This window comes from Haloferax sp. DFSO52, from assembly GCF_048158745.1.
Taxonomy (GTDB): Archaea; Halobacteriota; Halobacteria; order Halobacteriales; family Haloferacaceae; genus Haloferax.
The window spans coordinates 857,417-878,143 of record NZ_JBLOPB010000002.1; the positions used below are offsets into that span (position 1 = coordinate 857,417).

At 61.6% G+C, this 20,727-nt stretch carries 26 protein-coding genes; 6 read left to right on the forward strand and 20 right to left on the reverse strand.

Annotated elements, in window-relative coordinates:
• Positions 1-60 precede the first annotated feature (60 nt).
• On the forward strand, positions 61-300 hold the full coding sequence (locus tag ACK3SC_RS13880) for a hypothetical protein (protein WP_416840778.1): 240 nt from the start codon (positions 61-63) through the stop codon (positions 298-300).
• A gap of 127 nt (positions 301-427) precedes the next feature.
• On the opposite strand, the gene cruF is transcribed toward ACK3SC_RS13880, so the two are convergent.
• From cruF to ACK3SC_RS13895, 3 genes are read right to left on the reverse strand one after another with little or no spacing between them, the layout of a single operon-like run.
• On the reverse strand, positions 428-1,303 hold the full coding sequence (cruF, locus tag ACK3SC_RS13885) for a bisanhydrobacterioruberin hydratase (protein WP_416840779.1): 876 nt from the start codon (positions 1,301-1,303) through the stop codon (positions 428-430).
• A complete protein-coding gene (locus tag ACK3SC_RS13890) occupies positions 1,296-2,171 on the reverse strand; it encodes a prenyltransferase (protein ID WP_416840780.1) in 876 nt (291 codons plus the stop codon). Before ACK3SC_RS13890 ends, cruF begins: the two co-directional genes overlap by 8 nt.
• Entirely contained in the window at positions 2,168-3,670 is a 1,503-nt protein-coding gene (locus tag ACK3SC_RS13895; RefSeq protein WP_416840781.1) for a phytoene desaturase family protein, read from the reverse strand. The genes ACK3SC_RS13890 and ACK3SC_RS13895 overlap by 4 nt, the downstream gene beginning before the upstream one ends.
• 138 nt (positions 3,671-3,808) lie before the next feature.
• Between ACK3SC_RS13895 and ACK3SC_RS13900 the strand changes: the two genes are divergently transcribed.
• Both ACK3SC_RS13900 and ACK3SC_RS13905 read left to right on the forward strand, forming a co-directional pair.
• Positions 3,809-4,501, forward strand: coding sequence for an SDR family NAD(P)-dependent oxidoreductase (locus ACK3SC_RS13900; RefSeq protein ID WP_416840782.1), 693 nt, complete (start codon positions 3,809-3,811; stop codon positions 4,499-4,501).
• A gap of 81 nt (positions 4,502-4,582) precedes the next feature.
• A complete protein-coding gene (locus ACK3SC_RS13905; RefSeq protein WP_416840783.1) occupies positions 4,583-5,404 on the forward strand; it encodes a ZIP family metal transporter in 822 nt (273 codons plus the stop codon).
• 12 nt (positions 5,405-5,416) lie between these two features.
• Here ACK3SC_RS13905 and ACK3SC_RS13910 read toward each other — a convergent pair whose 3' ends face one another.
• The 3 genes from ACK3SC_RS13910 to ACK3SC_RS13920 form a co-directional block, all read right to left on the reverse strand.
• The gene (locus tag ACK3SC_RS13910) at positions 5,417-6,739 is read right to left on the reverse strand and encodes a phosphoribosylglycinamide synthetase C domain-containing protein (protein ID WP_416840784.1); all 1,323 of its coding nucleotides are present in this window, start codon (positions 6,737-6,739) and stop codon (positions 5,417-5,419) included.
• A 76-nt stretch (positions 6,740-6,815) separates the two neighbouring features.
• On the reverse strand, positions 6,816-7,142 hold the full coding sequence (locus ACK3SC_RS13915) for a hypothetical protein (protein ID WP_416840785.1): 327 nt from the start codon (positions 7,140-7,142) through the stop codon (positions 6,816-6,818).
• Complete coding sequence (locus ACK3SC_RS13920) at positions 7,139-8,146, reverse strand: PGF-CTERM sorting domain-containing protein (protein WP_416840786.1); 1,008 nt, start codon at positions 8,144-8,146, stop codon at positions 7,139-7,141. Before ACK3SC_RS13920 ends, ACK3SC_RS13915 begins: the two co-directional genes overlap by 4 nt.
• 321 nt (positions 8,147-8,467) lie before the next feature.
• Between ACK3SC_RS13920 and ACK3SC_RS13925 the strand changes: the two genes are divergently transcribed.
• Positions 8,468-8,872, forward strand: coding sequence for a universal stress protein (locus ACK3SC_RS13925; protein ID WP_416840787.1), 405 nt, complete (start codon positions 8,468-8,470; stop codon positions 8,870-8,872).
• Positions 8,873-8,881: 9 nt separating this feature from the next.
• Here ACK3SC_RS13925 and ACK3SC_RS13930 read toward each other — a convergent pair whose 3' ends face one another.
• The 6 genes from ACK3SC_RS13930 to ACK3SC_RS13955 all read right to left on the reverse strand — a co-directional run bounded on the left by ACK3SC_RS13930 (position 8,882) and on the right by ACK3SC_RS13955 (position 13,786).
• Positions 8,882-9,616 (reverse strand): hypothetical protein, encoded by a 735-nt coding sequence (locus tag ACK3SC_RS13930; RefSeq protein WP_416840788.1) that lies wholly within the window; start codon positions 9,614-9,616, stop codon positions 8,882-8,884.
• Positions 9,617-9,703: 87 nt separating this feature from the next.
• Positions 9,704-10,999: a TIGR00300 family protein gene (locus tag ACK3SC_RS13935; RefSeq protein ID WP_416840789.1), complete on the reverse strand. Its 1,296-nt coding sequence runs from the start codon at positions 10,997-10,999 to the stop codon at positions 9,704-9,706.
• Positions 11,000-11,103: 104 nt separating this feature from the next.
• Complete coding sequence (locus tag ACK3SC_RS13940; RefSeq protein WP_416840790.1) at positions 11,104-11,589, reverse strand: hypothetical protein; 486 nt, start codon at positions 11,587-11,589, stop codon at positions 11,104-11,106.
• A gap of 65 nt (positions 11,590-11,654) precedes the next feature.
• Positions 11,655-12,599, reverse strand: a complete 945-nt coding sequence (locus tag ACK3SC_RS13945; RefSeq protein ID WP_416840791.1) for an alpha/beta hydrolase — start codon at positions 12,597-12,599, stop codon at positions 11,655-11,657.
• Entirely contained in the window at positions 12,596-12,949 is a 354-nt protein-coding gene (locus tag ACK3SC_RS13950) for a hypothetical protein (RefSeq protein ID WP_416840792.1), read from the reverse strand. The genes ACK3SC_RS13945 and ACK3SC_RS13950 overlap by 4 nt, the downstream gene beginning before the upstream one ends.
• 126 nt (positions 12,950-13,075) lie before the next feature.
• Positions 13,076-13,786 (reverse strand): hypothetical protein, encoded by a 711-nt coding sequence (locus ACK3SC_RS13955; protein ID WP_416840793.1) that lies wholly within the window; start codon positions 13,784-13,786, stop codon positions 13,076-13,078.
• A gap of 172 nt (positions 13,787-13,958) precedes the next feature.
• Here ACK3SC_RS13955 and ACK3SC_RS13960 point away from each other — a divergent pair, with 172 nt between their 5' ends.
• Both ACK3SC_RS13960 and ACK3SC_RS13965 read left to right on the forward strand, forming a co-directional pair.
• Entirely contained in the window at positions 13,959-14,525 is a 567-nt protein-coding gene (locus ACK3SC_RS13960; RefSeq protein WP_416840794.1) for an LURP-one-related/scramblase family protein, read from the forward strand.
• Between the two features lie 180 nt (positions 14,526-14,705).
• Positions 14,706-15,272 carry an LURP-one-related/scramblase family protein gene (locus ACK3SC_RS13965; RefSeq protein ID WP_416840795.1) on the forward strand — a complete coding sequence of 189 codons (567 nt, stop codon included), beginning with the start codon at positions 14,706-14,708 and terminating at the stop codon, positions 15,270-15,272.
• A gap of 116 nt (positions 15,273-15,388) precedes the next feature.
• Here ACK3SC_RS13965 and secY read toward each other — a convergent pair whose 3' ends face one another.
• Genes secY through ACK3SC_RS14005 form a run of 8 tightly spaced genes read right to left on the reverse strand, consistent with a single transcriptional unit; the run spans position 15,389 to position 20,723 of the window.
• Positions 15,389-16,858 (reverse strand): preprotein translocase subunit SecY, encoded by a 1,470-nt coding sequence (gene secY, locus ACK3SC_RS13970; RefSeq protein ID WP_416840796.1) that lies wholly within the window; start codon positions 16,856-16,858, stop codon positions 15,389-15,391.
• Positions 16,859-16,861: 3 nt separating this feature from the next.
• The gene (locus ACK3SC_RS13975; RefSeq protein WP_416840797.1) at positions 16,862-17,365 is read right to left on the reverse strand and encodes an uL15m family ribosomal protein; all 504 of its coding nucleotides are present in this window, start codon (positions 17,363-17,365) and stop codon (positions 16,862-16,864) included.
• Entirely contained in the window at positions 17,362-17,826 is a 465-nt protein-coding gene (locus tag ACK3SC_RS13980) for a 50S ribosomal protein L30 (RefSeq protein WP_416840798.1), read from the reverse strand. Before ACK3SC_RS13980 ends, ACK3SC_RS13975 begins: the two co-directional genes overlap by 4 nt.
• A complete protein-coding gene (locus ACK3SC_RS13985; protein WP_416840799.1) occupies positions 17,826-18,470 on the reverse strand; it encodes a 30S ribosomal protein S5 in 645 nt (214 codons plus the stop codon). Before ACK3SC_RS13985 ends, ACK3SC_RS13980 begins: the two co-directional genes overlap by 1 nt.
• Positions 18,467-19,021, reverse strand: a complete 555-nt coding sequence (locus tag ACK3SC_RS13990; RefSeq protein WP_058571910.1) for a 50S ribosomal protein L18 — start codon at positions 19,019-19,021, stop codon at positions 18,467-18,469. Before ACK3SC_RS13990 ends, ACK3SC_RS13985 begins: the two co-directional genes overlap by 4 nt.
• Entirely contained in the window at positions 19,021-19,476 is a 456-nt protein-coding gene (locus ACK3SC_RS13995) for a 50S ribosomal protein L19e (RefSeq protein ID WP_416840800.1), read from the reverse strand. Before ACK3SC_RS13995 ends, ACK3SC_RS13990 begins: the two co-directional genes overlap by 1 nt.
• Positions 19,476-20,186, reverse strand: a complete 711-nt coding sequence (locus ACK3SC_RS14000) for a 50S ribosomal protein L32e (protein ID WP_416840801.1) — start codon at positions 20,184-20,186, stop codon at positions 19,476-19,478. Before ACK3SC_RS14000 ends, ACK3SC_RS13995 begins: the two co-directional genes overlap by 1 nt.
• Complete coding sequence (locus ACK3SC_RS14005; RefSeq protein WP_416840802.1) at positions 20,187-20,723, reverse strand: 50S ribosomal protein L6; 537 nt, start codon at positions 20,721-20,723, stop codon at positions 20,187-20,189.
• Between the last annotated feature and the right edge of the window lie 4 nt (positions 20,724-20,727).

Here is a 20,727-nt window from a genome sequence, read left to right on the forward strand (position 1 = left end):
GGATACCCCCCACGATGCTTCGGAAACAATTGTTATCATGGGGATGAAACTAGAAGATATATGGACGAATATACGGCTGTATTCGAGGTCGATTCGAAGACAGACGCGCACGCCGTCGAACGACTGATGGAGCGCATGTACGACTCGCTTCGGGAGGAATCACGGACGCTTCGAAAGGGGTCGAGCGATTCGACAGAGATGTTAGAACAGTTCGAGACGATTCTAAACGCCACGCGAAGGCCAACCCCCGGCAAATTGACAGTGATATACGAATCTCGGGACGAACAATTGGACGGGTAACTTGACGCATCAGCTCCGACTATCTGCACGATACGCCTCCGTTTTCAGCACGGCCTCGACGAACCGTCAGTAACTGAGGGTTTCACCAGCGCCCTGCAGCCCCGTGTTTCTGCTCTCTACTGCTAACTCAGGACTGCCAGGGGAACCCACGCGGAATCTTGAGCAAACTGGAGTCGAAGCGGTCGGTTCGAAGGAGTCCAACGCCGAAGAGACCGGCGACGATGAAGGGAACCCAGTTGCCGAACCACGCGTTGATGCCGCCCCAGAGGATGACGAAACTCACCAGGTCGTCGAGCATGAACTCGGTGCCGGCGAGTCGAGAGAGGAGTGCTTCGCGGTCGAACCCCCAGTCGAGGAGGACGACGGCGATGGTGGCGCTGATGACCCACCCAGCGTAGTTCGACAGCGGGACGCCGTAGAAGAGGATGGCATCGTCGCCGAATCGGTAGTACTCCCAGAACCCCAGTGCGACCGCTCCGGGGTCTAACACCACGTCCATCGCAAGGACGGTTGCGATGACGACGACGAGACGGACGATGGTGTTGCGAGCGCGGTCACCCAGCAAGAGGAGACACAGCAGGTAGGCGTTCATCACGAGTGGGATGAAGAACACGGGGAGGCCGAGCGGGACGCCCGCGACGGTTGGACCGAGGTCCACGCCGTACGTGAACCACCCGTAGGGCCACCCAGTCGTGATGCCGGTGTACTCGATGGCGTAGGCGTACGCGGTGAGTGCGCCGACGGCGATGGCGGCCCGACGGGTCACGAGGGGGAGGAGACCGACGATGAGCGGCGACCGCATCACCAGCGTCCCGAAGAGGATGAGAAACGCGTTGAACGCGAGCGGTTCTGGCACCCATCCCATGGCGCTCCCGACGAGGAGGACCGCACCGTTCAGGGGGAAGAACACGGAGATAGTAAACCGGTTGTCGCGCACGAGTTCATCGAGCGCGAGTTCGACTTCCCGGCGCGTCCGAGGAAGGGTCGTTCGCAGATCAGCCATTCACGACACTCCAGAGTGCCCCGAAGGTGATGAGCATGCCGACGATGGTGTTCAACAGCGGATACCACCAGTAGGCGTCGTCGACATCGACGTCCGAGAGCGCGATGCCGATGACGACGACCGGATACGCTGCCAAGAGGGCACCGAGACGCACGTCGACGAGGGCGAACGCGACGGCGGCGAGTCCCCACGTCACCGCGCAGTAGGCGTAGGTCCACCGCGCTCCGAGCAGTGTCGCAGTCGTTCGAATCCCGGCCGCACGGTCGGGTTCGATGTCGGGTATCGCGGAGAACGTGTGCATCCCCATCGTCCAGAACCACGCGCCTGCGATGGCGAGCGCCGGTGGATTCACCCCTGCAATCGTCGCGTAGGCGGCCACGCCGGGGAGGATGTACAGGCCGTTCGAAATCGAGTCGAGAAACGGCGTCGTCTTGAACCGGAACGGTGGGGCGCTGTACTCGATAGCGAGGAAGAAGTGTGCGACCAGCCACGGCCACGCAACCTGTGGCGTGAGTGCGAACAGACCGAGTCCGAGGACGCCGCTCCCGACGACGACAGCGAGGTTTACCGGGTCGCCGCGCCAGCGTGCTTCTCTCTCGTCTTTCTTGGGATTGGCTTCGTCGACGTCGACGTCGAACACGTCGTTGACGCCGTAGAGAAACACGTTCGCCGGGACGAGGAAGTACGCGAACAAGACGAGGGCTTCGACTGAGTACAGGTCCGCGAGGTCAGTCGCGGCGGCGGCGACACCGACGAGGACTGGTCCGGCCAGATAGAGCCAGAATCGTGGGCGCGAGAGGACGAACAAGTATTCGAGTCGGTCTCTGAACCCGCCGTTCGACTGCGTCGTCGCCATGTCGGTGGTCATCGAGCGTCTTCGGCCATCTCTTCGACGGTGAGTTGGCCGCTGATGAGACACATCGGGACGCCGATACCGGGCGTCGTGAACGACCCCGTGAAGTAGAGGCCGTCTACCTTCTTCGAAGCGTGCGGTGGGCGAAGGAGCGAAGTCTGAGTGAGTGTGTGTGCGAGGCCGAGAGCGGTCCCTTTCGTGCTGTTGTACCGGTCTGCGAAGTCGTTCACACAGAACGTCTCTTCGAAGACGATGCGGTCCCGAAGGTCCACACCGGTGTTCGCCGCGATGTCGTCGAGGAGCAAGTCACGGTACGAGTCGCGAATCTCTGGTGTGTCTTCGAGGCCGGCGGCGATGGGAACGAGTGCGAAGAGGTTGCTGTGGCCCTCAGGAGCGACCGTGTCGTCGGTCTTCGACGGAACACAGAGGTAGTACGCCGGGTCGTCGGGCCACGCCGGGTCGTCGAAGATGTGTTCGAAGTGGTCGTCCCACTCGGTTGGGAGGACGAGCGTGTGGTGAGCGAGTTCGTCCACGTCACCTTCGACACCGAGGTAGAGGAGATACGCCGAAGGTGCGTAGGTCCGCGACTCCCAGTAGTCGGCGTCGTACTGGCGCTTCTGGGGAGGAAGCAGTTCCTGTTCGGTGTGGGCGTAGTCGGCGTCGCTGACGACCTGGTCACAGAGGAACTCTCGGCCGTCTTCGGTTCGGACGGCGAATCCACCGCGTCGCCCTGCGATTTCGGTGACGGGTGAGTCCGTGTGGTACTCGACGCCGAGTTCTTCGCCGAGTTCGACCATCGCGTCGACGACGGCTTTCAGCCCGCCGTCGGGGTAGTAGACGCCCATGTTGAAGTCGACGTGACTCATGAGGTTGTAGAGCGCCGGCGTGTTGTTCGGTGCGCCACCGAGGAACACCAGCGTGTACTGCATAATCTGCTGGAGTTTGGGGTGGTCGAAGTATTTCTCGACGTGGTCCTGCATCGACCCGATGAGCGACAGCCCCCACGCGTTTTTGAACACGTCGAAGTCGATGAAGTCCCTGAGTTTCGTCCGGTCGGTGTAGACGAAGTGTTCCATCCCGATGCGGTAGTTGCGCTCGGATTTACGAAGGTAGTCGTCGAACTTCTCGCCCGCACCGGGTTCGTACGACTCGAAGAGTGCCTTGTTCGTCTCGATGTCGGAGACGAGGTCGACCTGGTCGCCATCTTTGAAGAAGATGCGATAGTGGGGGTCCAGCCGCTCCAGTTCGTAGTAGTCCGACGGCTGCTTGCCGAAGTACGCGAAGAAGCGCTCGAACACGTCGGGCATCAGATACCACGATGGACCCATATCGAAGCGGAATCCGTCGACTTCGAGCGTACTGGCCCGGCCACCCAGCTGTTCGTTCTTCTCTAGCACCGTCACGTCCGCGCCGGCGTGAGCGAGATAACACGCCGTCGAGAGACCACCGAATCCGCCGCCGATGACGACGACGGACTCTCCAGCGAGAGAGTCGAGGTCCGAGACAGAATTCATGGTCTCGTGTAAGAACCTAGAGACCATAAATCGACTGACCAAATCGGCCAGTACCGCCCGTCTCTCGGGGGTCGAACCTCCCGTTTCTGTACGTTTCCCGGCAGACATCTTTAGGCCCGGTCCGTCCTTACGACGCCCATGAACGACACCACCGTCGTGGTCACAGGTGCGAGTTCGGGTATCGGTGCCGCAGTCGCGCGAGCGTTCGGCACCGCAGGGGCGACCGTCGTCGTCTGCGCCCGTGACGACGAGGCCCTCCAGACCGTCGTCGACGACATCGAAACCGCCGGCGGGAACGTCAGTGGGATTCGCGCCGACGTGCGCGACGAGTTCGACATGGAGCGATTGATGGAGATGGCCGCCCGCGCAGGCGGAGAAATCGACGTGCTCGTCGCCAACGCCGGAATCTCCCACGGCACGCCCGGAGCGATGCCGATAGCCGAAGAGACCTACGCCGCCTTCGACGATACGCTCAGAACGAACGCTCGCGGCGTCTTCACGGCGATCAAAGAGGCGCACCCGCACATGGCCACCGACGCGCGGATTCTGGTCCCGTCGGGGTCTGTCGCCCGCGACGCAACGGCAGGGATGGGTGCGTACGCCGTCTCGAAATCGGCCGCAGAAGCGCTCGTGAGACAGTTCGCCGTCGACTGTGACCAAACAGTCTGCGTGATAGACCCTGGCCTCGTCGCCACCGACCTGACCGAGGGACAGGGACGTGACCCAGACGAGGTTTCCGACCTGTTCGTCTGGGCAGCAACCGACGCCGACCCGACGACGCTCGATGGGGACGTCGTCGGCCTCTCGGCGTGGAAGAAGGCAACTCGCTGAGCGACAGTCGCGTCCACCCACCGTGTCGTCGGTGCTGTCCGAACCGGGCGTCTTATTAATCCGAACCAATTCGTTCACAACATGAATCGCTCGACAGCCATCGGCGTCGGGAGCGTCGTCGTCCTCGTCACGCTCTCGGCGTACGCGGTGGCCACACAGGCGTGGAAACTTCTCGTCGTCTCGTGGGCCGCCTTCGCGGCGATGGCGTTCGCTGCACCCATTGGTGCCCGCTCTCGTACCGAACACGCCGAGGGCCTCGTCTGGGGGTACGGTCTCGCTAGCGGTGCGATGGTGACGAGTGCTGCCGTCTTTCTCGTCCCGCAGGCAATCGGCCACCACCCGCAGTTCGGCGGATTCGGCATCGCCTTCGGTATCCTCGCTGGGTTCGGTGCGCACACCGTCGGCCATCGGTTTGCACACATGGACTTGCCGATGGACCGCACCGTGACGGAACTCTCTGCGCACGCCATCTCTGCTGGTGCAATCATCGGTATCGTCTACGGAAACATCGACGTTGGCGTCGGCCTCGGTCTCGCCATCGTCTCACACAAAGGGCCTGCAGGATACGCCGCCGCCCGCCGGCTCTCGGGAAAGGGGGAATCCGTCTATCCGCTCCTCTTGCCAGCGGCAGGACTGGGAATCGCCGCCATCGTTTCGAGCGCCGTGTCGCTCCCTGCAACCGGCGCGTTCCGTGGTATCGTCTTTGGATTCGCCTCAGGTGTCTTCCTCCACGTGGCGATGGACTTCCTTCCGCGGTGTGAAATCGGCAGCGAGATTCACGACTTGCTGTCTGTCGAAGACGACCACGCACACGCGGTGCTCGACAGACTCCGACTCCACGCCGCGGTCAGTACCGTCGTCGGTGGCGCTGCCGTCTTCGGGGCGTGGATTCTCGTCGGCTAACGCTCGACTGGTTCAGTCTCTGAGATAGCCCCACGTGTGTAGCTTGTCGCCTTCGCCTTCGACCCAGCGCTCGCCGATATCGTCGCGGTAGTACATGTTCGGAAGCAACACGTCGTCGACCCGGCGGTACGCCACCTCGCGCGCTTCGACCATCGTCTCTCCCATCCCGGTGACGGTCATGACGACACCCGACGTGCCAGCGACGCGCCACTGGTCGTTCGTGCACTTCACGTCCTCGATGTGGACGCCCTCAGGGGCGTTTTCGAGGAGATGGCGCTCTGTCCACTCGCTCGGCGGCTTGGACTCGAACCCGATTGGGGCGTTCGACGCGAACTCGGAGAACGTCTGTGGGTCAGTAAAGGGGAACGGCGGGAGGCAGACACGGACACCGACCTGGAACCCTGCGCTGACTTCGATGCCGGGGTCGTCACCGCGAGCGATGTCGGCGAACACCCTCGAGATCGGTGTCTCCATCGCCTCTTCCATGAGAAAGATGGTCGGATAGCCGAATCGCGGGGTGAATTCGAGTGGGTAGACACCGTCGTGGTTGACGATACAGTTGAGGTCCATGTAGCCGACGTAGCCTTCGTCGGCGAGCGTGGATTCGAGTGGTTCGAGGGTCCGTCGGTAGATGTCGTTCTTCCCGGTCCACGTCATGCTCGTTCCCATCTCGCCAGTCGATGGACCGACGTTGCCGGGGAACAGTCGCTTGTGCTCGAAGTTGATACAGACCGGGCCGACGAACTCTTCGCCGTTGAAGAACGCGCCGACGGCGACTTCCACACCGTCTGCACGGCGCTGTATCTCGAATCGCTCAATCTTGTCGCCCCACGACCGCTGGTAGGACTTGAGGATGCGAATCACGTCTGACCCGTCGTCTTCTTCGCCGACGAAGACGAGGCGCTTGACGTTCTGGACGTTTCCACTCGGTTTGATGACGTAGGCGTCTGGGTTCTCCCGAATCCACTCGACTGCGGCGTCGAAGTCGGTGAACTCCTTGTGCGGGAGGACGTCGATGCCAGCGTCTTTCAGTTCCCGTTGGCCGAAGTTCCGGTCTTCTTCGAGACGGTCGGTGTAGGCGGTTCCGCCGACGACGGCGACGCCCTCCGCTCGCAGTTCTTCTGCGTGCGTTCCTTGTCCGAACACGTCGTCGAAGACGACCGTGTCGGCCCACTCAGTGTGTTCCTCCCAGTCGACGACTTTCTCGACGAATCCGTCGGTAATCTCGCGTTCGTCTTCGTTTTCGATGCAGTATCGCACGTCGTGGCCTTCGTTTCGAACGCGCCACGCGAGGTCTCCGATGAGTCCGTCGATGGAGACGAAGAGGAAGTTCATACCGGACACACGAACGCCGACGTGAAAACTGTTGGTCGAACTAAAAATCGGGTTCAGTTGGTCACCGACTGCGTCGTCAGTTCTTCGTCAACCGTCGAAGCTGGATGGAGATACCGAGTGCCGCGCCGAGGAGCAACACGAGGTTGAACGCCGCCTGGAACGGCGCACGGAACTCGGGGTTCACCCACGTCGAGATGGTCTGCGAGGCGTTGAGGTAGAACTGCAAGGCCGCGATGAGCGCGAGCAACAGCAGTCCTGCGAGGACCGCGTAGTCCAGATACCGACGGACGCGCGCGCTGAATTCGCGGTTCTCGCGGTCGGTCGGGTCCTCGTCAGGGTCGGGGGCAGTCTGCGTCTGTGCGGACTTCTTCGTCCCCGACTTGGTCGGCGTCTCTTCGCTCATTGTCGCCACCTCCGGGCGACGAAGGCAGTCGCAAGGAGCGCCACGAGTGCGACGACGACACCGAATCCGGGTGCAGCGGATTCAGATTGCGTTCGTTCAGGGTCGTAGTCGTCGGGCGTTGCGCCGTTGTCGTCTTCGAAGTCTTCGACGCGCAGTTCGACTTCTTCTGTGGTTTCGTTCACGCTAATCGTCCTCGTTGGGTTCAGGTTGGCCGCGCCACGGGCGGTGTCGATGACGACACCATCCCGCATGAGCACGGCATCGATGTAGTAGTTGTAGCCGTCCGGTACAGTGGCCGTCGCGTCCACGGATTCGGTTCGGCCGGCGGCGATACTGCCGGCGTCGACTGTCGTCCGCGACGCGACGATGTTCGACTCGGCCTGCCGGAGGACGAACGTCACCGAGAGGTCTTCGGCGGGTTCGTCGCCGGTGTTGGTGAGCGTCGCCGTCAGGTCGAGCGTCGTTCGGTTCTCGCCGGCATCCTCGATAGAGAACGAGACGGGTGGAAGCGCCTCGGAGTCGGTAAACGAGGTGGTCGACTGGAGGTACGGCGGTTTGATGGCCGAGACGCCGCTGACACTCCGTCTCGCCTGGTCGACGCGTTCTGCCTCGCGATAGAGGACGACTTCGATGTCGTATCCGCCTTCGCGTGGGACGGTGAGATTCGTCGCCGCAGTCGTCTCACCATCGCGGGAGAGGTTCCCCACGTCGACGCGTTCTGTCTTCGTCAGTAGTCCAGACTCGGCGTCGACAGCACGAACGAGTACGCTCACGTTCTGAGTCGGATTTCCGCGATGGTCGATTTGCGTCTCGATACCGAGTGTGACCGTCTCCCCGGTTGCCTGACCGGCGGTGATGGAGACGTCCTGGACGTCGACCGGTCCGGGCCGAATCGGTCCCTCGTCCGTCGGGTCCGCGAGGACACCGGGGACGAGGACGGCGGTGACTGCCGCGACGATGAGGACGCCGACGGCCCCGCCAGCGAGGAGGGCGTTCCTTTCCATAGTCGATTGACATTTGGGATTCGGTAAATGTTTTGTCCTTGAATAGTCCTCGTTCGAGACTCTCTGTGGAACTGTCCATACCGTATTTCGCCGCAATGTGCGTGATTTCGGTGCACTGACGAAGATACTGAAGCGACGTGCTCGTGTGGGTGCAGTGTCACATCTGAGAACGAAGCCGAGAGTATCGAAATCATTCAGCATCACGCAGATGACACACACGGAACACCGAAGACGGTCAGTGACGTGAACGCGATGCTGAATATGGTGTAATCCGACTGACTGAAGCGTGGATTTTTATAGGACGGCAGAGGGTTATGAGATATGGCAACGTACGTTATGGGCACGAACTCGGTACACACCAGTGCCGAACTCTGTGACTATCTCTCGCGACGTATCGAAACTGGCGACATCGTTCACGTCGTCAACTCTCACGTCGGCGGCGACAGCACAGATAGCGACGACGTTCGCGACGGCGACGACGCGTTGAACGTCGTCACCTCCCGACTCGGTGATTTCGTCACCGTCGAGACACACCAGTTTATCCGCGGCAACGACCCGGCAAAAGACATCCTCGAATGTGCCGACGAACACGGTGCTGACGAAATCATCATCGGCGTCAGGAAGCGCAATCCGACCTCGAAAATCGTCTTCGGAAGCACTGCACAGGACGTGCTCTTGCGTTCGAACATCCCGATGTCCGTCGTTCCGTTAGAGAAAGTGTACTGAGACAGTCGCTCAGTTTCCGGGTCGGTACTCGACGAGCGTCATTTCGAACGCCGGTTCGTCGTCACCTTCCTCCTCGTAGAACGCCATGTACCCCGGCAGTGGACTCTCTGGGGAGACGCAGCTCTGCCAGAAGACGCTGCCGTTCATCTCGACGACGAAGTCAGCACACTGCAGGCCGGCGTAGTTGGAGGTGCTCACGACTTCGAAACTCACGTTCCCGTTCGTCCCGGAGACTTCCCAGCCGTCGCCGACTTCGAGCGTCTCGCCATCGACGCCGCTGTAGTACGGAGAGTTGAATCCGACGGTCGCGATCGACCCGGCGGGACTCCCGGAGAGTTCACCGTACAGGTCGTCTCGTGACGCTGTTACGGTCTGTGTGTTCGTCATCTCGTCAGTCTTCACCGTCGTCTGAATGGTGACGTTGGTCTCGGTGATGGAGACGACTTCCCACTCGTACGTCGCCGTCTCTTCGAGGTTCGGCGACTCGACTTCGTATCGGTAGTACTGGCCGGCACGGAACTGCTTGTCCCACGATTGGTTGAAGTCGAACGAGGCCTGTTTGGCGCTGTTCGACCCATCAGAACTGCCGTCGGTGGCAGTCGCCGTCGCAGTGGCGGTTGCAGTCGCGTCATCTCCACCGCCCGTCGTCGTCGCAGTCGGTGTGTCTTCGCCACCCACCCCACCCGAACACCCGGCCACGAGGACCAGCAGTGCAACGAGGAGGGTCTTCCACAATGCGTTCATACACCACCCATGGATGGGATGGGTATAATATGGTGGTGGCTCGGACTGTCTCCGCGTCGAGACTATCTGTTCGTGCCCCGACGACCGCTACTCGTCTGCCTCGCCGAGCACTTTCTCTGCCAGCGTCGGAACGAACGTCCCGATGTCCGTCACCATCCCGATTGCTTGTGACGACCCACGGTCGAGCAGTTGCGTGACGGTTGCGGGGTTGATGTCCACACAGACAGTCTTCGCCGACGAGGGCAGGCAGTTGCCGACGGCGACAGAGTGGAGAAGCGTCGAGAGCATGAGCACCATGTCCGCCTGGTGTGCCTGCTCGCGGATGGCATTTTGTGCTTCGATGGTGTCGGTGATGGTGTCGGGAAGTGGACCATCATCGCGAATTGAGCCTGCGAGGACGTACGGAACGTCGTTTTTCACGCACTCGTACATCACGCCTTCTTTGATGAGTCCCTGTTCGACGGCTTCTGCGATGCCACCCGCTCGGATGATTTCGCTGATGGTGTAGATGTGGTGTTTGTGGCCCTTCCGGGGGTGTTCCATCGTCTCCATATCCATCCCGAGAGAGGTTCCGTAGAGGCCGCGTTCGATGTCGTGCGTCGCAAAGCCGTTGCCGGCCGAAATCATATCGATGTAGCCTTCGCGAACGAGTGTTGCGAGGGCGTCGCCACCACCAGCGTGGATGAGCGCCGGGCCAGCGACGACGAGAACGTTCCCACCGGCTTCTTTCGTCTCTCGGATTTCATCGGCGACTTCACCGATGAGCGACTCCGAGGGGCGCTCCGAAGAGACGCCGCCTTGCATGAACCCGAAGGGACCGGACGAGTCACGTGGTCGCTCCGGTGGTTTGACACGGATACCCGCTTCGTCGGTGACGATGAGGTCTCCTTCCGTGACGCTGTTGAGGACTTTCGTGTACGCACGAGGGCCGTCTTCGGCGTCCGGGTCGACAACGTCACCAGAACTCGTCGAGTTCTGGTTGCTTGTCGAGCCGCCAGGCTCGACAACGATGGCGCAGTCCATCTCGATATTTTCGACCGAAAGCCACTGGCCGTTGTAGCGGACGTCGGTCGGGTGGTTGGTCGTCGAGTAGAATCCGACTGGAACCACTCGGTCTGCGGGCGATGGCACGACGTGCGCGTCCACTGGGTCGGTGAGGTTCGCCCCGATCTGGTGGAGTTCGTGGAGAATCTCCTGAAGTTTCTTCTCGTCGTCCGCCGAGACAGACATTCGACAGTACGACGTTTTGTCCTTCTGCTTCCCGACGTCGAACTGCTCGACGTCGAACTCTCCCCCGAGGTCCATCACGATACCGAAGGCCTGTTGCATCATCCCGGAGTCGATGATGTGGCCTTCGAGTTCGACGGTGCGCGTGTTCGTCATTGCCGGAGAAATGACTGTGGGGCTAAAGTCGGTTACGGACCCAACGGTCGACTCCGGGGAGTGACAGGGTCCGGAAAACGATGAAATTCGGGAGGTTCACCCGGTCAGAAGAGCAGTCCCTTGATGATGTTGGCGAGGGTCCAGATGGTCTGGTCGACCAAGTTGCCCTTCTCACCCGTGACGCGGATTCTGTCGTCGCGGATTGCCTGTTCGACCACACCCAGGGGGTCCGACGACGAGGAAATCGATTCGAGCGTGTCGTAGTCGGTGGTGATGCGGATCGAGGCGTCCGGGTTCGGGCCCGTCTTCACGTCGGCGATTTGCATGTCGTCTTCGACGACAGCGGAGAACACGTGGGTCTCGTCGCCATCTTCGATGTAGACGTTCACCGTCTTGCCGGCGATGAAACTTTCGGCGAACGAGACGTCTAGCTGGTCGACGTTTTCGTTGTACAGTGCGACACCCTCGTCGAGGAGTGCCTTCATCTCGTCGCTGGAGGTTTGGGATTCCTGGGCGAGCGCTGGTCCTGTCGAGGTTACGACGAGTGCGACGACGAGAAACAGCGTGACGAGACGGTGTACGGCAGACATAGTCGAGCTATCATCGGCGTCAACTGATATAATGCTTCCCGCGAATATTCAACTCTCTGTCAGCTCTACTCCCGAACGGTCTGTAAGAACGAGAGTAGATGCCCAAACGTCTGTTCGAAGGCGCTATCGTAGTGGTCGAAGTGGGCTGTCGGGAGTTCGACGAGCGTCGCGTTGGTGAGTTCGTCGGCGAGGGCAGCAACGTCATCCGCAGGTGACAGTTCGTCACGGGTCCCAGCGACGAGGAGTGCAGGACAGGTGATGGCGTCGGGGTCGGAGAGCGCGTGATACCGGAACATCGAGAGGAACACTCGCGCCGGCGTCTCGTCGCGCCACGCACTCCCCGGTGAGACGAGTTCTCGGTAGGCGACCCGAACAGATGGGTCTTCGAAGACAGACATCGAGACGCCGTCGCCGACGACAGGGACGCGATACGGGCCGAGCAGACGCGACTGACCTTTGTCACGAACACCTGCAACGAGTGCGCTGAGCGTCCCACGAACGCCTCGTCCACCAAACACTGCACTCCCGTCGAGCATCGGGTTCTGTGCGACCACACCTGCGACGTGCCGGTCTTCGGCAGCGACCCGGAGGGCGTACCCACCAGAGAGCCCAGCGCCCCAGAGGACGATGCGCCGCTCGTCGATTTCCGGGATTTCTCGGACGCCTTCGACCGCTGCGTGCCAGTCGGCAACCTGCCGCTCTGGGTCGACGAGATTTCGCGGTTCGCCGTCTGAGTCGCCCGTGTTGCGATAATCGAAGAGGAACGCGGCGTAGCCCGCTTCGGCCAATCGTTCGGCGTAGGTTCGCAGACCGAATCGGCGGTCTGCGGCGAGTTCACCGGCCATCACGACGACTGGTGGCGACTCGACGCCGTCCGGTCGGTAGAGCCACCCAGCGCAGTCCGTGCCGTCGCTCGTGAACGTGAGACTGACACGGGAGTAGTCGAAGTGTGAAGGCCGACGGGGGCCACGGGCTGCCGGCAGCTCACCACGGTGACGCCACGCGCTCACGGCGCATCCTCCTCGTAGAGGGTGGCGAGGACGCGCTCAGAGAGGTCCTCGTCGTCGAGGGCGTACTTGTTGTACGCCTCGACCCAGTCGTCTTCGAGTCGCCACGTCGCCTGAACGTCGTCTTCACTCCGGAGAATCGTCGCTTCGACGGTCTGTGGTGTCCAGTCACCCTCTGCGAGTTCGAGGAAGGCTGTGACCGCTCGCCCGACTTCGCCGTGGTCGGGTTCGACATCGGGGAACGCCGTGAGATAGGTCACGGACACCGTCTCGTCGACCGAGAGCGATTCGACACTGATACCGTTCCCACGGAGCGCTTCCTCGATGTCGGCGACCGGTTCGAGGTCGTTCATGGGACGTGCTACGATTCCCGCCGGCTAAACGTTTGCCGCGAGACAGGAGTCCAGTGGGAGACAGGAGTCCAGTGGGAGACAGGAGTGCAGGAGACAGGTGACCAACGGGAGACAGCCCAGCAGGGGCTACGACTCTGTGTCCAGACGACGAAGTGTGTCGTGGAGCGAGAACAGCGGTTCGATATCGCCTGCGGCGTACTCGACGACCAACCGGGTCAGTTCGTCGTGCGTTCGTGTGTTTTCGAGGCCGGTGGCGACGTTCTCGACGTACTGTTCTCCCAGTGCTTCGCCAATGTGTGCCCCCTTCACGTGTGCGTCGTCGATGCCGAGGCCCTCCAGATACGCCGCCGGCAGGTCGTAGTCGTCGTACCAGACTGTCGGCTGGTCGATACCGGCCTCTTTGCAGGCTTTCCAAAGTGCGGGTATCTCTCTGTTGGGGCGGACAGCGTGCGGATAGGCAGTTGCGGCGAGCGTTGCGAGGTCGATGTGGTCCGAAAAGAGCGCGTCGACGCGGGCAGGCGCTTCGGGCCACAATCCCTCCTCTGCGACGGTGGTCGCCCACGCCCGGAGATGGTGTTCGTCGAAAAACTCGCCGTTGTAGGTTATGACAGGTCCACCACGTTGTTCACACCACTCGACGACTGCTCGAAGGAGCGTTGCAGTGTGTTTCGTCTCCCAGTCTCCGTCGCGGAGGATGACTGTGGTCTCGGTCTCACCACCGTCGTGATAGCCAAGCCCGACCGCAACCAACTCGAAGTCGGCTGTGTTCTGGAAGTCGCTCGGTTCGCCCCGCGGGCTCGCTGTCTCGATGTCCAGTGCGAGTCGCCCCTCGTTCATACACAGGTCCTCTCGGATTAAGTACAAAAACGGCCGGGTTCGGTCGATGGCCTCGACTATCGCAACCCAGTGACGGTGTAGACGGTATTCTATCGGTGATGAACGTCAGCTCTCGACGACATTCAGTTCAATAATCCTACATCTTGATGGCATCTACGGTCGATATCTGGGTATGGCTCGACGACCCAGAGCGAATGCACGACAGACACGACGAGAAGAGCGCGGTACTGGACGACGCGGTGGGGGACGTGAGTGGGACCGTTACAAGATGACCCAGAAACTCGTCTCCATCGGAGACGACTACTACGTCGAAAATCAGGCCGGTCAGCAGATGTTCAAAGTCGATGGCAAGGCGCTCAGGGTTCGAGACACCCTGAAGATGGAGGACCTCCAGACCGGCGACACGTACAAGATTCAAGAGAAGATTGCCCGCGTCAGAGACACGATGACGATTCAGAAGAACGGCAGTCGGGCAGCGTCGGTCCACAAAGCCCTCATCACGCCGCTTCGAGACCGGTTTACCGTCTCCATAGAGGGCCGGCCTGAGATTATGGTGGTGGGGAACATCGTCAACCACGAGTACAGAATGATGCACAACCGCCAGCGCGTCGCAGAGGTTTCCAAGAAGTGGTTCCGCGTCCGCGACTCCTACGGTATCGAAGTCTCCCCAGAGATGGATGCCGGTCTCGTCATCGCCTGTACCGTCGCCATCGATATGATGGCCCATCCGACTCGGTGAGCGAAGACGTGCCGACGATCCCTCCTGAACTCACCGCTCGGACGTTTTGAACGGACCGTTCTGTCTCACTCGGGAGTCCCCTCTCAACGAGGCATTCTCACGACAGTGACCATCTGGCTTCGACGATATTCATCTAGAAAATGCTACAGTTTCATCCAATCTCCACGCGATAGGTTGGGTATGGCCCGACGAGGAAGAGCGGAGACACGACAAACGCGACGAGAAGACCGCGGTGCTGGACGGCGCGGTGGCGGACGCGAGTGGGACCGCTACAAGATGACGCAGAAACTCGTCTCCATCGGAGACGACTACTACGTCGAGAATCAGGCAGGTCAGAAGGTATTCAGAATCGACGGGAAGGCGCTTCGTGTCCGCGAGACGCTCGAGATGTACAACCGTCAGAGTGGTGAGTCGTACTCCATCAAAGAGCGAATCGTCCGCGTCAAAGACACCATGACGATTCAGAAGAACGGTCGTCCGACGGCAACGGTCAAGAAGGCGCTCGTCACTCCGCTTCGAGAGCGATTTACCGTCTCGGTCGATGACGGACCGGACCTCAAGGTGCAGGGGAACATCCTCGACCACGAGTACAAACTCACGCGGGATGGCGAGCGCGTCGCGGAGGTTTCCAAGAAGTGGTTCCGCGTCCGCGACTCCTACGGTATCGAAGTCTCTCCCGAGATGGACGACGGACTCGTCATCGCCTGCACCGTCGCACTCGATATGATGGTGCATCCAACGCGGTGAGCGGCGGATAGACTACCGTATTTCTTGCGCACGTGCTGGCCCGGCAGGGAGGTCACCGAAGTCGACGAGCAACGCCTCTCACGGGCAGGGTAAAAAGAAAATGTGACAGCTGTTCCTTACTCGCCGCCGAACATCTGGCGCATCATCGGGTGCATCTCCATGAGCTGCTCTTCTGCGATCTCCTCGTACAGCTTGTACGTGATGGAGACCGTCAGCAGCAGCCCCGTCCCGGAGACGGCACCGATGGTGCCGAGCATGTTCGCCATGACGGCGAGCAGGCCGACGAGCGCGCCACCGATGACGGTCACTTGCGGGATGTACCGCTCCATGACCTTCTCGATGACCTGCGGGTTCCGTCGGAAGCCGGGAATCTGCATCCCGGAGTTCTGAATCTGTCGTGCCGTCGATTCGGGGCCCATCCCCGTCGTCTCGACCCAGAAGACAGCGAATATCGCGCCACCGACGATCATGAAGACCAGGTCGATGAGCACGCGGATCGCGATGTCGAGCGGGTCGGCCGACGTGAGGCCCAGGAACCACATCCAGTCAGAGCGCGACTGGATGGGCGCGAGGTAGTAGAACAGGCCACCGGTGACCTGTCCACTCGCGTACTCGCCCAGCCACGCGGGCATCGCCGCCCACTGGCTGTCGAGAATGCGCCCGAGGAACTGGATGTTCGCCTGCAGGGCGCGGACGAGAATCATCGGCAGGACACTCGCGTAGATGAGTTTGACCGGGAAGCGTCCGCGAGCACCCTTCACACGAGCGTGTGAGAGGGGAATCTCGACGCGGACACTCTCGGCGTAGACGACGATGCCGAAGATGAGCACCGTCGTGATGAGCGCGAGCAGTTGGCCCTGACCGAGGAAGATGGTCGACAGCAGGTCGGTCGGCGAACTCGGCAGTTGGACCGAGCCGGTGATGATACCGAGCCACGTCGGGAAGAAGCCCGACGCGCCACCGAGGCCCTGCCAGCTGAACAGCCCACCGACGAGCTGCTGGCTGACCCCAGCGATAATGAACAGCCCAACACCGGAGCCGACGCCCCACTTGCTGACGATCTCGTCCATGAAGAGGATGAGGACACCACCGACGGCGATCTGCGCGAAGATAAGCATCTTCACGCCGAACGTACCGATGCCGAGCGAAGTCGCGACGGCCGTGTCGGCCGGCAGGAATCCGCCAGCGAACACCATCGGCAGGCCCGTCAGGACGATCATGACCCCAACGAGCAGCTTCTGTAGACCCTGATAGAGCACCTGGTCGCGCGGATTGTTGTCGGTATCCAGCCCGAGCAGGTCAGCACCGCCAAGCAGTTGTAAGACGATGCTCGCCGTGACGATGGGACCGATGCCCAGTTGGAGCACAGAGCCCTGCTGACCGGCGAGGATCGACCGGAACTGACCGAAGAGGTCGTTCGCGGCCGCCGCGTCGACGCCGAACAGCGTCACGTTCGTCAGGAAGAAGTACAGCACGAGAATGCCACCAGTCCACCCGAGCTTCCGGCGGAACGGTACGTGTCCCTCCGGTCGGACGACTGCAGGCATCCGTGACAGCACTGGTTCGGCGGCGTCCTTCCATCCCATGATTTATTCCTCGTTGTCCTCGTCAGCGTCGGCTTCGGCTTCCGCTTCAGCCTCGGCCGCTTTCTCTGCGCGTTCGGAGAGTTCGGCGCTGCCGCCAGCCGCTTCGATGAGTTCGACGGCACCGGCCGTGAACGCGTCAGCGACGACGTTCAGTTCGTTACGAACCTGGCCGCCACCGAGCACCTTCACGACGTCTGCGTCCCAGCCGTCCTCGGCCACGTCGCGAGCGTCGATGGTGTAAGCGTCGCCGTCCTTCTCAGCAACTCCGTCGGCGGCGAGGAGTGCAGCGTCCTCGTCGAGCTTCTGGATCTTGACTTCGGCGACGTCGTCCTGCAGGGCGTCCGGTCGCTTGAAGCCGTGCTTGCCGAGCGGTTCGTAGTTGTGGAACTCGTGCTTGTCGCGCCCGGCACGGCCGCGGCCACCACGGTGTCCGGCACCACGCCGGTTCTTGTGGGTACCGCCACCGTGCGTTCGGGAGCCACGCTGGCGTCGTTTCTTGGACGTCATCGCATTGCCTCCAGCAGTTCGTCGATCTGCTCGGTCTCGTGCTTGCCGAGCTGACCGCCTTCTTTCGTCACGTGCTTCTGGCCGCGGTGGCCACCACGTGCGGGGTGGAGTCGGAGCACCGGGGAGAGACCCTGCTTTCGCAGCGTCGTCTCCTCGTCGTAGACAGCCTGCGCGAGCGAGGCGATGTCGTCGTAGTCGGTGTTCTCCGAGACCCACTCGTCGTCCACGTCTGCCGAGCCTTCTGCGGGTTCGGCGCGCGTGCGGATGAGTGTCTCGACGACGTCAGCACTCGGCGTACCGTGTGCGACGTAGTCGTTGACCTTCGTGATCATTCCACGGTAGGTGTCCGTCTCGGGGACGAACGTCGCGTGGTTCACGCGGTTGATGTTGAGCATCGTCAGCGTGTCACGAACGTCCTGTGCCATGTTGACTTCACCACGAAGTTGGACGATAGCCTGCATCAGTCGCGCACCTCCTGACGAACTTCACGAGCGCGTCGCGGCGTGCGGGACTGCGACGCGTTCTTGAGTGCGTTGTAGGTTGCTTTTGCGAGGTTGACGGTCGTCCGCGTGTTTCCGTCACTCTTGGTCCAGGCGTCCTGGACACCGGCGAGTTCGAGGATGTTGCGGACCGTCTCTGCGGCCGCGAGGCCGAGACCCTGCGGTGCTGGGATGATACGAACCGTCACAGAGCCTGCCTTCCCTTCTGCCTTGCGGGAGAGGGAGTTGAGGCCGCCTGCGCGGTCTTCCCAGGAACCGGAGCCACGGTCAACCTTGATAATGTTCAGTTTCGCCACCTCGATGGCTTTCTGGATAGCGCCGCCGACCTGATCGTCGCGGGCTTCAGCGTAGCCGAGGTAGCCGTCACGGTTCCCGACTGCGACGACACACCGGAACTTCACCCGGCGGCCGGAGTCGGTCATGCGCTGAACCATGTTGATGTCGAGAACTTCGTCTTCCAGTCCGGGGAGGAGTTGGTCGACGATCTGGGGTTCCTTGAGGGGAAGCCCAGTCTCAAGCGCCTGGTCCATCGACGTGACGTCGCCGTTCTGCACCATGCGGCCGAGCCGCGTTCGCGGCTCCCAGCCGTTGTTATCTCTGCTCATTCGTCCTCCTGAAGGTTCCCGAGCACTTCGTCGAAGTGGTCGGGGAGGTTCGTGGCATCGAAGTCTCCACTGTAGAGCGGCTCGTCGAGCTGCTCTGCGTACTCAGCGATGTGGACACCGCGGTTGCGGTCCCAGTCTGCGAGCACTGCGTCGTTGTGGGGGATTTCGAGGCCAGCGTCGATAGCACCCTCCTGCACTGCGAATACCTTGTTCCCGGGCGTGGCCGTGTTGAGGCCGATGTCGAGGACTGCTTCCTCGACGCCGGCGGCCAGCGCCCGCTTGCCTGCCAGATACCCCGTGAGGTACGCGCTCGGGAGGTTGCCCGTTGGGGCTTCCCAGCCGTACTCGGCGAGGTCGGCAGAGGTCGCTGCAGCGTGGGTCTCGTCGCCCTGCGGGCCCGGAGTGACCAGCTGCGCCCTGACGTGCTTGTTGCTCACGCGAGCAACGAGGCGGGGTTTACCCGATTTCAGCAGGCGCAACCTTTGATGGTAGTCTGTCCGGACTTCGCGGCGGCGACGCATCGGAACCTTGTATCGTGGTCCTGTCGCCATTATTGAATCTCCACCTGGTAGTTGTTCTGGATGTATGCTTCGAGCCGGTCCACGCTGTCGAATTCGCCACCGGACGCCTTGTTGTAGAGCGAGCGGTACTGGGTACGGTCGAGCGTCCCATCGTCACGCAGCTCTTTCAGGCGACGGCGCTGGGCGCGGATTCGGCTGACCCATGCGTCTTTCTTGTTCTTCCGAGCGCCGGAACGTCCCTTGCGGGAACCGGCACCCTTGCGGTGACCGTAGGACCGCTTGGCGGCGCGCTCGCGTGCGCGACCTTTGGAGTTGCCCTTGGCGGTCTTGGCGCGAATCGTGCCCTCGTCGACGAGTTCACGGATGTCTTCGCGCGTGATGGCCTCCGCGATGTCGGACTGTGCGTCGGGGTCGAACCACACACGGCTCTTCCCAACGTCGAGGACGTCGGCGGCCATGCGCTTCTGTGCTTTCAGGTCCGTCATCAGTTATCCACCTCGACTTCGACGTAGGTGGGGTTGAGAACGCGAATCTCGCGCTCTTCAGCCACTTCCTCGATGCGCTCGCGCTTGCGTGCGCCGACCGAGGATGCGATACGAACAGCCTGCGTGTCGCCATCGACGCCCTCGAGGTCGTCCGCGTTGAACACACGAACTTCCTCGAAGCCGGATGGGTGCAGACCACGGGCGGCCTTCGGCGTGCGGTAACCCGCCTGAACCTTGGGGCCTTTGCCCTTGATGCCGCGGCGCTGCTTGGACAGGCCACCACGGGGGCGACGCCACGACGTGGGCGTGCGCTTCTTCTTGTGGTAGTCCTGTCGGTTGAACTGCGGCTTGCCTTCGCGACGCTTCTGTGCGAGGGCTGCTGCCTTTTCGGCGTCGAGTTCGGGCTTCTTATCCGCGTAGCCGCGGGGACGAAGTTCCGTCTCGACTTCCTCGGCAGGTTCTTCTTCTTCTTCGACTGCTTCGGTCTCGTCTTCGACCTCAGCCTCCGCCTCTTCGGAGACTTCGAGGCCACCGACGTCGGCTTTGATACGCGCAGCGAGCGCGTTCCCAATGCCGTCAACCTCGGCCAGTTCGGACTGGCTCGCGGCTTTCACGTCGTCGACGGTTTCGAAGCCTGCTTCGCGGAGCGATTCAGCCTTCGACGGGCCGACACCGCTGATGTCTTCGAGTTCGGTAATTTCGTCCGACATTTAGGCACCACCTTTCTTTGGCTTCTGGGTGATGTACACGCCGTCGGTGAACACGCGAGTGTCCTTGTCCGTGACGCGAGTGAGTTGTTCGATGTCGGCGGCAGTCTGCCCGACGTCCTCCTTGTTGGGGCCGCTCAGGGTGACTTCTTCGCCGTCTACCTGTACCTGGGTGTCGCCGCGAACTTGCGCTCGTCGCGGGGACTTCTCGCCGAGGAAGTTCTTGATGACGACTTCGTCGCCTTCGACGTTCACTTGCATCGGGAAGTGAGCGTAGTGGACTTCCATCTGGTACTCCCATCCCTCGGTGACGCCGTAGAGCATGTTGTTCACGTGGCTTTCGAAGGTGCCGATCGTCGCGTTCGTCTTCGCGTTATCGACGTCGGTTTCGATGACCACGGAACCGTCTTCGGCGCTGACCGAGATGTTCGGGTACCACAGGCGCTTGGTGACGCTACCGTTGGGACCCTCGACGGTGAGTTCGAGGTTGTCGACCTCGGCGGTTACCTCGTCCGGGATTTCGATTTCTATTCGGCTCATTGTT

What these genes read in the sequence shown, in the direction of transcription:
- ACK3SC_RS13880 (WP_416840778.1), top strand. Translation starts at nt 61, where the DNA reads ATGGACGAATATACGGCTGTATTCGAGGTCGATTCGAAGACAGACGCG.
- cruF (WP_416840779.1), bottom strand. Translation starts at nt 1,303, where the DNA reads ATGGCTGATCTGCGAACGACCCTTCCTCGGACGCGCCGGGAAGTCGAA.
- ACK3SC_RS13890 (WP_416840780.1), bottom strand. Translation starts at nt 2,171, where the DNA reads ATGACCACCGACATGGCGACGACGCAGTCGAACGGCGGGTTCAGAGAC.
- ACK3SC_RS13895 (WP_416840781.1), bottom strand. Translation starts at nt 3,670, where the DNA reads ATGAATTCTGTCTCGGACCTCGACTCTCTCGCTGGAGAGTCCGTCGTC.
- ACK3SC_RS13900 (WP_416840782.1), top strand. Translation starts at nt 3,809, where the DNA reads ATGAACGACACCACCGTCGTGGTCACAGGTGCGAGTTCGGGTATCGGT.
- ACK3SC_RS13905 (WP_416840783.1), top strand. Translation starts at nt 4,583, where the DNA reads ATGAATCGCTCGACAGCCATCGGCGTCGGGAGCGTCGTCGTCCTCGTC.
- ACK3SC_RS13910 (WP_416840784.1), bottom strand. Translation starts at nt 6,739, where the DNA reads ATGAACTTCCTCTTCGTCTCCATCGACGGACTCATCGGAGACCTCGCG.
- ACK3SC_RS13915 (WP_416840785.1), bottom strand. Translation starts at nt 7,142, where the DNA reads ATGAGCGAAGAGACGCCGACCAAGTCGGGGACGAAGAAGTCCGCACAG.
- ACK3SC_RS13920 (WP_416840786.1), bottom strand. Translation starts at nt 8,146, where the DNA reads ATGGAAAGGAACGCCCTCCTCGCTGGCGGGGCCGTCGGCGTCCTCATC.
- ACK3SC_RS13925 (WP_416840787.1), top strand. Translation starts at nt 8,468, where the DNA reads ATGGCAACGTACGTTATGGGCACGAACTCGGTACACACCAGTGCCGAA.
- ACK3SC_RS13930 (WP_416840788.1), bottom strand. Translation starts at nt 9,616, where the DNA reads ATGAACGCATTGTGGAAGACCCTCCTCGTTGCACTGCTGGTCCTCGTG.
- ACK3SC_RS13935 (WP_416840789.1), bottom strand. Translation starts at nt 10,999, where the DNA reads ATGACGAACACGCGCACCGTCGAACTCGAAGGCCACATCATCGACTCC.
- ACK3SC_RS13940 (WP_416840790.1), bottom strand. Translation starts at nt 11,589, where the DNA reads ATGTCTGCCGTACACCGTCTCGTCACGCTGTTTCTCGTCGTCGCACTC.
- ACK3SC_RS13950 (WP_416840792.1), bottom strand. Translation starts at nt 12,949, where the DNA reads ATGAACGACCTCGAACCGGTCGCCGACATCGAGGAAGCGCTCCGTGGG.
- ACK3SC_RS13955 (WP_416840793.1), bottom strand. Translation starts at nt 13,786, where the DNA reads ATGAACGAGGGGCGACTCGCACTGGACATCGAGACAGCGAGCCCGCGG.
- ACK3SC_RS13960 (WP_416840794.1), top strand. Translation starts at nt 13,959, where the DNA reads ATGGCTCGACGACCCAGAGCGAATGCACGACAGACACGACGAGAAGAG.
- ACK3SC_RS13965 (WP_416840795.1), top strand. Translation starts at nt 14,706, where the DNA reads ATGGCCCGACGAGGAAGAGCGGAGACACGACAAACGCGACGAGAAGAC.
- secY (WP_416840796.1), bottom strand. Translation starts at nt 16,858, where the DNA reads ATGGGATGGAAGGACGCCGCCGAACCAGTGCTGTCACGGATGCCTGCA.
- ACK3SC_RS13975 (WP_416840797.1), bottom strand. Translation starts at nt 17,365, where the DNA reads ATGACGTCCAAGAAACGACGCCAGCGTGGCTCCCGAACGCACGGTGGC.
- ACK3SC_RS13980 (WP_416840798.1), bottom strand. Translation starts at nt 17,826, where the DNA reads ATGCAGGCTATCGTCCAACTTCGTGGTGAAGTCAACATGGCACAGGAC.
- ACK3SC_RS13985 (WP_416840799.1), bottom strand. Translation starts at nt 18,470, where the DNA reads ATGAGCAGAGATAACAACGGCTGGGAGCCGCGAACGCGGCTCGGCCGC.
- ACK3SC_RS13990 (WP_058571910.1), bottom strand. Translation starts at nt 19,021, where the DNA reads ATGGCGACAGGACCACGATACAAGGTTCCGATGCGTCGCCGCCGCGAA.
- ACK3SC_RS13995 (WP_416840800.1), bottom strand. Translation starts at nt 19,476, where the DNA reads ATGACGGACCTGAAAGCACAGAAGCGCATGGCCGCCGACGTCCTCGAC.
- ACK3SC_RS14000 (WP_416840801.1), bottom strand. Translation starts at nt 20,186, where the DNA reads ATGTCGGACGAAATTACCGAACTCGAAGACATCAGCGGTGTCGGCCCG.
- ACK3SC_RS14005 (WP_416840802.1), bottom strand. Translation starts at nt 20,723, where the DNA reads ATGAGCCGAATAGAAATCGAAATCCCGGACGAGGTAACCGCCGAGGTC.